Below are 11,857 nucleotides of genomic sequence, written 5' to 3' on the forward strand. Positions count from 1 at the left end.
GGCCGGTGGGTTGGCCTGGGTCGGGGGCCCTCCGCGGCCGCTCGGGCAACGGCCGGGGCTAGTCGGTGTCGAGCTGGTGGTCGGCCCAGATGTAGCTCTCCGGGAGCAGGGCGGTGATGGGGACGGCGCGGAGGCGGTCGGCCTGGCCGACGATGACCTTGAGCGTGGGGAAGTAGTCGAGCAGGACCTGACGGCACCGGCCGCACGGGGGCACGACCCCTCGGTCCCGGTCCCCGACGGCGACGATCGTGTCCAGCTCGTAGGCGCCCTGGGAGGCCGCCGCCCCGATGAGGACCAGCTCGGCGCAGGGGCCGCCGGTGAAGTGGTAGGCGTTCACCGCGGTGACGATCCGCCCGTCCCGGGCGCGGGCCGCCGCGGCCATGGTGTGGTTGTCGCCCTGACAACGGGTGCGGGCGACGTGCGCCGCCGCCTCGATGAGCGCGTGGTCGATGTCGTCGGTCCGCATGGTCTTCTCCTCCGCCTCCCTCGGCTGCCGACGACCTTGACCCGAGTGGCGAGTCCGGGCAAGCGGATTTTCACAGCTGTACGGTCAGCCGCCGGGTGAGCGCTGCCAGCTCCGGAGCGCGCAGCACCCGCCCGTCGAACCCCGGCAGCGGCACGTGGAGCGCGTCGAGCCATCGCTGGGGGATGCCGTCGACGCCGTACACCGCGCCCGCGAGCGCTCCAGTCACCGCGGCGACGGTGTCCGTGTCACCGCCGAGGTCGACGGCTGCCCGTACGGCGCCCTCGTACGAGCCGGTGGTGCGCACCGCCCACACGGCGGAGCCGAGGCAGGGCCAGACGGCACCGTTGAACTCGGTGGCCAGGTCGGGGTGCCAGTCAGGGGCGAGGACGATGGCGTACCGGGGCCGGTGCGCGACGGGCACCTCGTCCAACGCCGCGGGCAGGGCGGCGAGCGGGTCGCCCCCGCCCAGCGCGACCCGCACCAGTTCGTGGAGGACGGCGGTGCCCTCCCACGCCGCCGGGTCCCCGTGCGTGAGCGCGGACAGCCGCCGTCCGGCGTCCATCGTCGCCGTCCGCCCCTGCCGCGCGAAGTACACGGCGGAGGTGGACGCCCGCATCAGCGCGCCGTTGCCGGCGGCCCGGAGGTTGACCTCGAAGTGGGCGGCGGCGGCACGGTCCCAGGACTCGCCGCCGGTGAGGACGTCCTCGGTCTGGAGCCCGATGTCCTTGGGGTCGGCGGCGGCCCACCGCTGGAACCGCCGGAACACGTCGGGCAGGTCGAGCCCGCCGCGCTCGACGAGCGACTCCGCGACGAGCACGGTCATCTGTGTGTCGTCGGTCGCTTCCCCCGGGTCCCAGCCGCCGCCCCCGCACATCTCACCGCCGCACCCCGCCGCCGGGAAGCGGGCTGAGAAGGCCCCTTCGGGCCCGAATTCGAAGGGGGCGCCCAAGGCGTCGCCCACGGCGGAGCCGAGCACCGTGCCGAGGGCGCGTTGCGGGTCGACGGTCGTTCCGTTGTACATGGGCTCGCTCACAGGAGGTCGGTCACGTCGGGGCCCCGGCCGTCGACGAGGTCGGGGGGCTTGATGCCGTGGCCCTCGGCGCGGCCGAAGTACGTGGGTTCGCCCGGCTCGGCGGTGACGCCCAACAGTGCGTCGAGCGCTCGGAGGGCCACCGCGAGGCGCGGGGCGTTCTGCTGCTCGACCTCCGGATGTCGCAGGCCACGGAAGTCGAAGGGGCCCCAGATGTCATGGAAGACGGCCAGTTCCGCCCAGAACCCGGGGGCATCGGGCGCCACCGTCAACTCGACCAGTCGGTGTTCCGCGCGCTTCTCCCCCCTCGCGTCGATCCAGGTCCCGGAACCCACGACGAGGACGCTCCCGACCTGGGCGTCGGGGAAGCCCACGGGGCGGCTCCGTGCGACGCGCAGGGGTACCTCCTCGTCGTCGATCGGCCCCAGGAGCGACATGCGAGTGATGAGCCCCGTGCCGCCGCTGCCGTCCACGATCCAGTCCCATTCGAGGCTTTCGGGTGCAAGGAGCTCGCTTTCACGCAGAACGGCGGACATCCGAGCGGCGACGGACAGCGCGGATGCCAGGCCCGGGGGCACGTGCTCTTCGAGATCCCACGTCCATGACGCGCACTCTCTCGGAGAGCGGAGGAGCGTCGACATCACTCAGAACCCCGTCCCGAGAGTTCCGCGCTCTCCGTGGTCGGAACGCGCCTCGGAGCCATCGACGCCGATGCCCGGAAGGGTCATTCAGATTCCTTGCGCCAGGTCTTGGTGGGCTGCCCGTTCTCGTCCCAGTGAAAGTCCTGCAGCATGGTCAGGCCGTTCTCGGCGAACACCTGTTCCGAGGCGAGCGTGCCGTTGGGGTGCCATTCCCCGGCGAATCCGACCGGGCTCCCCTTGCGTACCGTCGCCTCGGAACGAAGGGTGCCGTCCTGGTACCACTCGCGGCTGGGACCGTCCTGGAGGCCGTCGACGTACGAGTCCAGACTGATGACAACACCGCCTGAGCGCTCTTCGACTTCGCCGGTGAAGGGGCGCCCCCGATACAGCAGACGTTGCTCGTCATCCATATCGGCCTCGGGGTCGTCGATGTCGATTCGCGGTACTGGAGTTATTGCGGGATCCAATTGGCATCGGTCGGCGGGGTGCCCGTGAACCTGCCGTGCAGGCTGTCCACATCGTGAGCCATACGGTGGGGATCTCGTTCTATGTCTCGCGCTGTCCGTCGGCGAGGGGAAGCACCTCGATGGAACCGCCGCGTTCGCGCACCCAGCGCTCCAGTTCCGTGCCGCCGATCTCATGCCTCAGGGCCTGGTCGTCGATCACCTGCACCGGGCCGAAGACGGTTCCCGAAAGCCCCTCGACCTTTGTGCGGTGATCGACCGTCACCTTGAAGGAGTTCTCCCGGAGAACGGCATGGGAGAGGTCCGCGCCACGGAGATCGACGTCGACCAGTGAGGCGCCCATGATGCGCGCTCCGCGCAGGGACGCGCCGGAGGCGTCGACGTCGTAGAACGAGGCCTTGACCATGTCCGCACCGTCGAGAACGGCTCCACGGAAGACGGCGTCGTCGAAGTTTCCGCGCACCAGTGACGCCTGCGTCAGATCGGCTCCGGAGAAATCGGCGCCTTCCGCGTCCGAGCGGTAGAACTCCGCCCCCACCAGTTTCGCGTTGCGGAGATTCGAGTCGCTGAACCAGGATTCTGAGAAGTCTCCACCGGACAGATCGGCGTCGCTCAGATCGAGCCCGACGACGTCGAGCTTCCCCTCTGCCCCGGACTCCAGCCATTCCCGCAGACGGGTCGTTGCCCGAGGGTCCGTGGGAAACGCGCGGGGCGCCCAGTTTTTACGGGTACCAGATGACATCGTCTTCCCAGCCGTTCTTCTCGACGATGGACTTGATGTCGTCGATCGCCGCCTGATTCGCATTCCGCATGTCAAGGATAACGATGCGCTGCTTCTCGACGATCTGCTCCGACAGCTTCTTCACCCAGCGGCCGTTGTTCGCCGGGTTGTAAGCCCCCTTGAACGGCTGGGATTTGTCGCGCACGTTGTTGAAGGGAGGCCAGTCGGAATGGACGCCCTTGATGTCGTAGTACCGCCCCGTGCTCGGTGAGTAGAACTCGCCACGGTCCGCCTCCGTGGGACGCTGGATGTCATCCGGGAGACGGCCCTGTTCGCTGAGGTCGAGGCCCACCCGGGCCTCGTCCTTGGACGGCTCGGAGATGCCGCCGTTCTTGTCGGGGTCCCGCTGGAGGTGGTCGAACTCCTCGGGGCTCCGGGCTTCGACGTCGTCGAGGTGGCCCCAGTGCGCCGCCTTCTCCTCGGGCGAGAGCTCCGGCCGTGGCTCGTTGACCCGCTCCGGTGCCGTCGTCCCCTCCGAAGGATCACGGGGCGACCCACCGCCGTCGTGCGGGGTGTCGCCGTGGCCGCCCGTCGGAGTCTCGTGGTGGCCGCCACCGGGCGTGCCACCGTGCCCGCCACCCGTTCCACCGTGCCCACCCGAGGACGTCTCGGTGTGGTGGCCGCCACCCGCGTTCTCCGTGTGGCCGCCACCGGGGTTCTCCGTGCGCCCGCCGCTCGCTGTCTCGGTGTGACCGGTGCCGTGGGACCCGCCGGTGCCGCTGGGCGTCTCATGGGTGGCGGACGGCAGACCGTTGTCCCCGACCCGCCCCACTCCCCCCGCACCGTCGCTCGTCCTCGCGCCCGCCCCCACCAGCTCGGGCTGCTGCTGGTGGACGTCGGTGCCCCGCTCCGCCGCCGTCCCTTCGTGCTTGATGCCGTCCAAGGACTCGCGCACGGTGCCGTCGGCGTTGTGCATGATCAGGGTTTTGGTGTCGAGGTAGACGACCTCGCCCTTGGGGGTTTCCATGCGGACGCTGTTCTCGGGGTTCAGCCCCGATGGGAGGTCGTCGGCGAGGTTCGGGGTGTCGGCGATGCGGTAGGTGCCTTCGCCGAGGCGGATGTGGGTGCCGTCGGTGATGCCGCGCAGGCTCGCCATGACGTCGCTGATCTTCACCGCGGTCGCGCCTACGCCCTTGGTGATGTAGGTCATCGGGTCGACGATCCTGCCGGCCTTGCCGGCGAAGGAGATCGCCTTGGCGATGGCGCCGGCTTTGCCGGCGCCGGAGACGGCGCCGCCGGTTCCGCCGGTGAAGATGGTGGTGACGACGTTGAAGGTGACCGCTCCGGCCGCGCGGGAGGGGTTCTTGCCCCATTCGTCGTAGGCGATCAGTGCCTTGCCGGTCTCGACGACGGCGGTGCGGGAGTCGCGCAGCCAGGAGGGCAGTTTGTCGGCCGGGGTGAGCCAGTACGCGGCGCCCAGCGGTGTCGCGGTGATCGCGATGCCGGTCAGGAGTTTGCCCAGGCCGGTCCAGGCCTGCCCGGCGGCGTCCCAGCCGTTGAAGCCGACGAGGGTGCCCAGGCCCTTGATGGTGCCCCAGACGCCGTCGACGACGAAGCCGACGGCGAAGTCCCAGACGTGTTCGTGGATGTAGTACCAGGGGTTGGACTCCTCCACCGGGTCGCCCCAGGGCAGTCCGCCGGCGTGGTCGAGGTCCTCGCCCCGGTAGCCGTACATGTTCTCTTTGTTCGAGCCGTCGTTGACGACCAGCGGCTCCCCGCCCACCAGCGCGACGATCTTGTTGTAGCAGTCGCGTTCGGCCGCCTGGAACGCGGCGTAGGCGGCGTTGACGTCGGAACGGCGGTTGTTGTTCTCCTCGACGAGATCACCGTCGGCACGCCACTCGTCATCGTCCGCGATCTTCTCGCGGAAGGCGATGGCGTCCCGGCGGAGCTGCTCGAACTTCTGCTTGAGCGGGCCGACCGCCGCCGCGTAGTCGTCGAGGGCGGAGGCCACGGTCCCCAGCTCGGTGGAGAACTCCTCGCCCTTCGCCGCGACCGGGGCGGTCGTCGCGAACAGCTGGTCCGCCTCCGGCGCCTTGTAGTACGCGGACAGACCGCCGAAGCGGGTGTCGATCGCCGAACCCGAGTCCTTCAGCGAGGTCCCGGCCGACCGGATGCCGCTGATGTGCTGGTCCAGCAGCTCCAGGTTGCCGGTGAACTCGGGGACCTCCTCCGGGATGACGGGGATGTCGTCGCTCACTTCGGCCCCTGCCCGCCGTCGCCACCGACGCCGGGCGGCGGGGGCACCACCGTCGCCTTGAGCGCGTTGGCCTGGTGCTGGGCGGCCATGTCCAGGTCACCGGTGACGTACGCGTTGGTGGCCTTGGCGGCGCCCTGCACGGAGTCGATGGTCCGCTGCGCCATGAACGCCAGCTTGTTCTGCCGTTCCTCCAGGTACTTGCTCAGCGCCGCCGCCACCGGGCCGACCGGCACGCGCGGGGTGCCGGCGGCGACCGGTCCGATCATGGGGCCGCTGAACTGCCCGCCGGGCACGGCCGTCCCGGCCGACTCGGCCGCGCTCGCCATGTTCGTCACCAGTGAGTTGGCGGCCTTCTCCAGACCGCCCGCCGCCTCACCGGTCGAGTTCAGCGTGCTCTGCACATTGACCGGATCGATGTCCCAAGCCGGCATCGTCGTTACCCCCGTAACGTTCGCTTCCCTCAGTACACACGCGCAACCGGCACCGTTCGGTTCCCACCACGGAGCGGGACTTCACGGCCGTCGCACGGGCGCGCACGTCAATCGTTGGTACCAAAGGGGCGGTTACGAGCGCAACGTCAATGCGGTGAGGTACCTCACGGCCACGGACACCACCCTCACCTGGCAGGGTGGTGGTGCCCCCAGCCCTCCCAGGCGGAGGCGATCATCTCGTCGACTCCGTGGCGGGCCTTCCAGCCCAGTTCGGTGGCGATGCGGTCCGCCGAGGCGACGACGCGGGCGGGGTCGCCCGGACGCCGGTCCACGACGACCGGGGACAGGGTGTGGCCGGTGTGGGCGGTGATCCGGTCGATCATCTCCCGTACCGAGACGCCCTCGCCGCGGCCGATGTTGAGGGTGAGGTCGGTGCCGGGGGCCTCCCGCAGCCGCCGGGCGGTGGCCACATGGGCCTCGGCCAGGTCGACGACGTGGATGTAGTCGCGGACGCAGGTGCCGTCGGGGGTGGGGTAGTCGGCGCCGAAGATCCGCGGCGCGGCCGCCTCGGTGAGCTTCTCGAACACCATGGGGACGAGGTTGAACACACCGGTGTCGGCCAGGGCGGGCGCCGCCGCCCCGGCGACGTTGAAGTAGCGCAGCGACGCCGTCGACAGGCCCGTCGCCCGGCTCGTGGCCCGCACCAGCCACTCCCCGACCAGCTTCGTCTCGCCGTACGGGCTCATCGGCGCGCAGGGCGTGTCCTCCGTGACCAGGTCCACGTCGGGCATGCCGTACACGGCCGCCGAGGACGAGAACACGAACGACGGGACACCGGCGTCCGTGACGGCGCCGAGCAGGGTGCGCAGGCCCTCGACGTTCTCCCGGTAGTAGTGCAGGGGCCGTTCGACGGACTCGCCGACCTGCTTCTTCGCCGCGAGGTGCACGACGCCGGTGACGCCGTGGCCGCGGATCACCCGCGCCAGACGCTCCCCGTCGAGGGTCGAGCCGACCTCCAACGGCACACCCTCCGGCACCCGTTCGGCGATCCCCGTGGACAGGTCGTCGTAGACGACGGCCTCCTCGCCCGCGTCGAGCATCGCGCGCACCACATGGGCTCCGATGTATCCGGCGCCACCGGTGATCAGCCAGGTCATGGACGACTGTCCTCTCGTCGATGGACCCGCGGGGTCCTGCCAGGGGTGAAGCCGCGCGCGTCGGGTGACAGCGCGGGTGCGACCAGGTCGGTCATCAGTGAAGCAGGCGCCTGAGGCGGCGGCGCATCACCTCGGTGAATCCACGCCAGCCGGGCGCGAGCCGCAGCGCGAGCGCCCCCGCGTGGGTCGCGTACGGCTGCACCAGGAGCACTCCGTGCCGGGTGCTCGGGAGCGCGCGACGGCGCAGCAGTCCGGCGCCCGCGACCGCGTGGGCGGTGGTCTCGCGTCGGCTGCCGTTCTGGAACAGCAGCCTCAGCCGCACGTCCCAGGTGCCGCTGCCGAGCGCCGCCAGGTCCAGCGGGACCTCCGCCGCCCAGTGCTCGGATCCGGGGCCGGCCGTGAGGGGCACCGTGCGCGCGAGGCCCACACGGCCGTCGTCCCGCTCGACGAACTCCACCTCCACGGTCTCGGGGCCCGCGTCCGCCATCCGCCCGTACAGCTCGTGCAGGCGCAGCCGGAGGACGGTGCCCCGCGCGCGGGGCCGCAGTTCCGCGTCGACGGCGGCCGGCAGCAGGTGCACGGGGCGGACGAGGAGGTGCTCCAGCTCCACCTGGGGCAGGTCCGCCGACCAGACGGGCGTGCCGTCGCCCGCGCGCGCGTACGGCGGGTTCAGCCGCGCCGGACGGGCCGCCATCTCCTTGATGCGGCCCAGGTCGCGCGGTTCCTCGGCGGCGAGGATCACCCGGGCGACGACCCGGCCCGGCGCGGGCGCCGGCGTGAAGTCGCCCTCGTCGAAGCACCTCAGGTACGCGCGGGTGAGGCCCCACCATTCGCGCCGGTAGTGCGCGCCGCGCAGGTCCAGCTCGCGCGCGTACATGCGCAGCGAGTGATCGAGGAAGCGTGTCCGGGTGGCCCGCGCGAGACCCTTCTCGCCGGCGCCGAGGAGGATGTCGTACGACAGCCGGTCGGCCTGGATGCGGGCCTGCCAGTTGGCGATGTCGGAGCGGTCGAGGGAGAGCGAGAGCCGGGTCGCCGAACGGCGGACCTGCCACACGTACACGGGATCGGGGACGAGCGCGACGCGCGGCCCGGCGGCCAGCACGCGCGCGACGAACACGAAGTCCTCGTACCGGAAGCGCCCCTCGGGGAAGCGGATGCCGTGGTCGCGCAGGAAGGTGGTCCGGTACAGCTTGTTGACGCAGAGCGTGTCGTGGACGAGGCGCTCGCGCCGCGCCGGATGGGTGACCAGCGCGCGCCGGGCGTACACCTCGGGCTGCCAGGGCGTCTCGCGCCCCGAGGGCAGCTCCCTGCGGACGCACAGTCCGGCCGCCACCGGCGCGTCGTCCTCCACGGCCGCGTCCAGCAGCGCGGTCACGGCACCCGGCGGCAGGACGTCGTCGCTGTCCAGGAACATCACGTACGGGGCGGTCGCGGCGTCGAGGCCGTCGTTGCGCGGGGTGCCACAGCCGCCGCTGTTGGTCCGGCGCCGGACGACCCTCAGCCGGGGTTCGGCGGCGGCCAGTTCCTCCAGCAGGTCGCCGCTGCCGTCCGTCGAGCAGTCGTCGACCGCGATCACCTCGTGGACGACCGGCCCCTGGGCGAGCGCCGAGCGCACCGCGTCCGCCACATGAGCGGCGTCGTCGTACCCGATGACGACGACGGTGACCTGCGCCTGCTGAAGAAGCATGGTTGCCCCGGACCTATGAGAGGTTTGTGTGCAATCTTCCCTTAAGAGGGACTTCGTGGCCCCGTGGGGAAGATGGCCCGCGTGGAGTCGGGGTTCCGTTCGGACGTGTGGGATTCCGTCGGATCGTCGGTGCCGTTCGTGCCGACCGGGTGGGGATTCTCGGTGGTACCCCGCCAAAGCCGGGCGAACGACAGGCCCGCCGCGATCGCCAGCAGTCCGTTGCGCGCCACCATCAGCAGACAGCCCCGCCAGGTGGAGTCGACCACGTCGCCGTAGAGCACCGGATAGACCACGGTGGTGAGGGCGGTCGCCGCCACGAGCAGGACGGCCACCGGCCGCTGGGTGGTGTGCCGCGAGGTCAGGCACACGGCGGCCAGGCCGAGCAGCCACACCAGGTACTGAGGGCTGATGACCCGGCTGGTCACCGTGAACAGCAGCACGGCGGCCAGGGCGGCGTCGTACGGCGTCGCCGGCGACCAGCGGCGGGCCCGCGTCCGCCACAGCAGCAGCGCGCCGAGCGCCAGCACGGTGAGCCCCAGCAGGGCCGCGGCCACCGACGACACATACGGCCCGACGAACTCCAGCGAGCCGTAGCGATGGCGCACGGTCCCCGGCCAGCCCGCCCGGCGCGCGAGCCCCAGGGCCGTGCCGCCCAGCGACTCGATCTGCACGCCCCGCCCGCCCTGCTGGCGCAGGAAGTCGAACGGATCCCTGAACAGCGCGGCCAGCACCCCCAGCAGCACACCCGCCGTGACCACCGCCGCCGTCCACGCCTCCCGCGTCGTACGACCCCTCGGCATACCGATCAGCGTCAGCGCCGGCCACACCTTCACCAGCGCGCCGGCCGCCGCCCATGCCCCGCACGCGCGCGGGGAGCGCGACAGGGCGAGCAGGGCGACGACGGCGAAGGCGGTGGCCTGCACGTCGTAGCGCACCAGGGGCAGGAACATCAGCAGCGGCAGGGCCGCCGTCCACAGGGCCGCGCCGCGCAGACTGCGTCCGGGGCGCCGACCCGCGCGCAGGAGGGCCACCATGACGACCAGGTCCGCCGCGAGGGTGAGGGTCACGAACGCCTGGAAGTACGTCAGCCCCGGCAGCAGCCCGGGGGAGAGGAGCACCGGGCCCGCGCCCGGCGGGTACTGCCACAGCCGGTCCCCCGACGGGTACGTGCCGGTCGCGAGGACGCCGTGCCAGCGGGCGTACAACTGGTGTGCCTCGCGCGCGACCCCGCCATCGCCGAGCGGGCCGAGGTGGTTGTGCGCGAGCAGCCACAGCATCAGGGCGCGGGTGGCGAGCCAGCCGACGGTGAGAGGTCTCATCGGTCGGATCGTAAGGCGCGCGAGAGCCGGAAAAGCGGCGATACGCCGTCGAAGACCACCAAGAGCGGTCAAGACCAGACCTATGGGCAGTATGCCGGCATCCGGAGGCGGCGCTTCTCGCCGGTCGGAGGTCCCTTCTCGCCGGTCGGTGGCCTGCCCGCGCCGGTCGGCGGACCCTCCGGCGTCCGACGGCGGCCCCTCCGGTGTCCGGTGGCGGGGTGCTCGTCGGCGGAGGGTGCGTCAGTGGGCCGTGGGGTCCTGGAGTGCCGCCTCGTCGAGGGCGGCCGTGAGGCGGTCCAGGCGGTCGCGCAGATCGCGGATCTCGTCGACGTCGAACGTCGTCGCGGAGACGATCCGGCGCGGCACGGCCAGGGCGCGCTCCCGCAGGGCGGTGCCCTCCTCGGTCAGCCGCACCTCGACGGACCGCTCGTCGCGCGCGCTGCGCTCCCGCCGGACGAGACCGGCGGCCTCCAGGCGCTTCAGCAGCGGGGACAGCGTCCCGGAGTCGAGCCGCAGATACTCGCCGAGCTTCTTGACGGGCAGCTCGCCCTGCTCCCACAGCACCAGCATCACCAGGTACTGCGGATAGGTGATCCCCAGTTCCTTGAGGACCACCCGGTAGACGCCGTTGAAGGCGCGCGAGGCGGCGTGCAGGGAGAAGCAGATCTGCCGGTCCAGGCGGAGGAACTCCTCCTCGGAGACCCCCTCGGGCAATGGGATGGCGCTGGTCATACCTCCAGAGTACCGCGCCGCCCACCATTTAGTTGTGTCCAATTGAATTGTGTGCTCTACTTAGGGCCGTGATCGGCGGTCGGACGGACCGCCGGACGTGACGTGAACTGTGAAAGGGACGGGTTTCCCATGGACGCGCTCTACACCGCTGTCGCCACCGCCACCCACGGCCGCGAGGGCCGCGCCGTCACCAACGACGGCAAGCTCGACCTCGACCTGGCCCTCCCGGTGGAGCTGGGCGGCAACGGCCAGGGCACCAACCCCGAGCAGCTGTTCGCCGCGGGCTACGCCGCCTGCTTCGCCAGCGCCCTCGGCCTGGTCGGCCGCGCCGCCAAGGTCGACGTCAGCGAGGCCGCGGTGACCGCCGAGGTCGGCATAGGCAAGCAGGGCGAGGGCTTCGCCCTCAAGGCCACCCTCCGTGTCGAGCTCCCCGACAGCGTCGACGAGGCCACCGGCCGCAAGCTCGTCGAGCAGGCCCACCAGGTCTGCCCCTACTCCAACGCCACGCGCAACAACATCCCGGTCGAGCTCGTCATCGAGTAACCCGTCGCCGCGCGGCCCGGCGCGCGCGGATCGCCCCGCACCACCCCTACGGAGCGATCCGCGCCAGCACCTCCCCGGTCCGCGGACTGAAGTCCACGACCACCGCCTCCTCCGGCGCCTTGCGCCACCGGGTGAGCAGCAGCCACCTCACCCCGTACCGCCGGGCGATCTCCGTGCGCTCCGCGCGCGTGGCCGCCGGGTCCAGATACGCCCGGACGTCCGCGTGCCGCCGCCCGCGCTCCGCCTCGTCCAGCGCCGGATCGGGCCAGGTGGGCGCCGCCATGTTCACCCCGTACCCGGCCATCGCGTGCCCCGCGAAGTACCCGTCGGCGATCAGCACCTCGCCCGCGCCCACATGCCGCGCCGCCCACGCGTACGCCGGCCAGCGCGGCATGTGGGCGCGGGC

General features: G+C 71.6%; 12 protein-coding genes and 1 pseudogene. 1 reads left to right on the top strand and 12 read right to left on the bottom strand.

Features of this window, described 5'->3' with window-relative positions; genetic code table 11:
- Positions 1-58: 58 nt before the first annotated feature.
- The 11 genes from AOK15_RS14840 to AOK15_RS14890 all read right to left on the bottom strand — a co-directional run bounded on the left by AOK15_RS14840 (position 59) and on the right by AOK15_RS14890 (position 10,908).
- Positions 59-466 carry a cytidine/deoxycytidylate deaminase family protein gene (locus AOK15_RS14840; RefSeq protein ID WP_055516793.1) on the bottom strand — a complete coding sequence of 136 codons (408 nt, stop codon included), beginning with the start codon at positions 464-466 and terminating at the stop codon, positions 59-61.
- 70 nt (positions 467-536) lie between these two features.
- Positions 537-1,487: an ADP-ribosylglycohydrolase family protein gene (locus tag AOK15_RS14845; protein WP_055516795.1), complete on the bottom strand. Its 951-nt coding sequence runs from the start codon at positions 1,485-1,487 to the stop codon at positions 537-539.
- A gap of 8 nt (positions 1,488-1,495) precedes the next feature.
- Positions 1,496-1,933, bottom strand: coding sequence for a hypothetical protein (locus AOK15_RS14850; RefSeq protein ID WP_338059904.1), 438 nt, complete (start codon positions 1,931-1,933; stop codon positions 1,496-1,498).
- Positions 1,934-2,220: 287 nt separating this feature from the next.
- Complete coding sequence (locus AOK15_RS14855) at positions 2,221-2,604, bottom strand: toxin-antitoxin system YwqK family antitoxin (RefSeq protein ID WP_240508436.1); 384 nt, start codon at positions 2,602-2,604, stop codon at positions 2,221-2,223.
- A 79-nt stretch (positions 2,605-2,683) separates the two neighbouring features.
- Positions 2,684-3,343, bottom strand: coding sequence for a pentapeptide repeat-containing protein (locus AOK15_RS14860; RefSeq protein ID WP_055516801.1), 660 nt, complete (start codon positions 3,341-3,343; stop codon positions 2,684-2,686).
- Positions 3,324-5,582 carry a hypothetical protein gene (locus AOK15_RS46790; protein WP_240508437.1) on the bottom strand — a complete coding sequence of 753 codons (2,259 nt, stop codon included), beginning with the start codon at positions 5,580-5,582 and terminating at the stop codon, positions 3,324-3,326. Before AOK15_RS46790 ends, AOK15_RS14860 begins: the two co-directional genes overlap by 20 nt.
- Positions 5,579-6,013 carry a DUF6507 family protein gene (locus AOK15_RS14870; RefSeq protein WP_055516803.1) on the bottom strand — a complete coding sequence of 145 codons (435 nt, stop codon included), beginning with the start codon at positions 6,011-6,013 and terminating at the stop codon, positions 5,579-5,581. The genes AOK15_RS46790 and AOK15_RS14870 overlap by 4 nt, the downstream gene beginning before the upstream one ends.
- A gap of 185 nt (positions 6,014-6,198) precedes the next feature.
- Positions 6,199-7,170 carry a UDP-glucose 4-epimerase GalE gene (galE, locus tag AOK15_RS14875; RefSeq protein ID WP_055516805.1) on the bottom strand — a complete coding sequence of 324 codons (972 nt, stop codon included), beginning with the start codon at positions 7,168-7,170 and terminating at the stop codon, positions 6,199-6,201.
- Between the two features lie 94 nt (positions 7,171-7,264).
- Positions 7,265-8,857 (bottom strand): glycosyltransferase family 2 protein, encoded by a 1,593-nt coding sequence (locus tag AOK15_RS14880; RefSeq protein WP_055516807.1) that lies wholly within the window; start codon positions 8,855-8,857, stop codon positions 7,265-7,267.
- 41 nt (positions 8,858-8,898) lie between these two features.
- Entirely contained in the window at positions 8,899-10,176 is a 1,278-nt protein-coding gene (locus AOK15_RS14885; RefSeq protein ID WP_079058494.1) for a glycosyltransferase family 87 protein, read from the bottom strand.
- Positions 10,177-10,416: 240 nt separating this feature from the next.
- Positions 10,417-10,908, bottom strand: coding sequence for a MarR family winged helix-turn-helix transcriptional regulator (locus AOK15_RS14890; RefSeq protein WP_055516808.1), 492 nt, complete (start codon positions 10,906-10,908; stop codon positions 10,417-10,419).
- A 129-nt stretch (positions 10,909-11,037) separates the two neighbouring features.
- Here AOK15_RS14890 and AOK15_RS14895 point away from each other — a divergent pair, with 129 nt between their 5' ends.
- The gene (locus tag AOK15_RS14895) at positions 11,038-11,451 is read left to right on the top strand and encodes an organic hydroperoxide resistance protein (protein ID WP_055516810.1); all 414 of its coding nucleotides are present in this window, start codon (positions 11,038-11,040) and stop codon (positions 11,449-11,451) included.
- Between the two features lie 46 nt (positions 11,452-11,497).
- Here the strand turns inward: AOK15_RS14895 and AOK15_RS14900 are convergent.
- A pseudogene (locus AOK15_RS14900) lies at positions 11,498-11,857 on the bottom strand (hypothetical protein); the annotation flags it as partial.

It is taken from the genome of Streptomyces ossamyceticus (assembly GCF_001418475.1).
Lineage (GTDB): Bacteria > Actinomycetota > Actinomycetes > Streptomycetales > Streptomycetaceae > Streptomyces > Streptomyces ossamyceticus.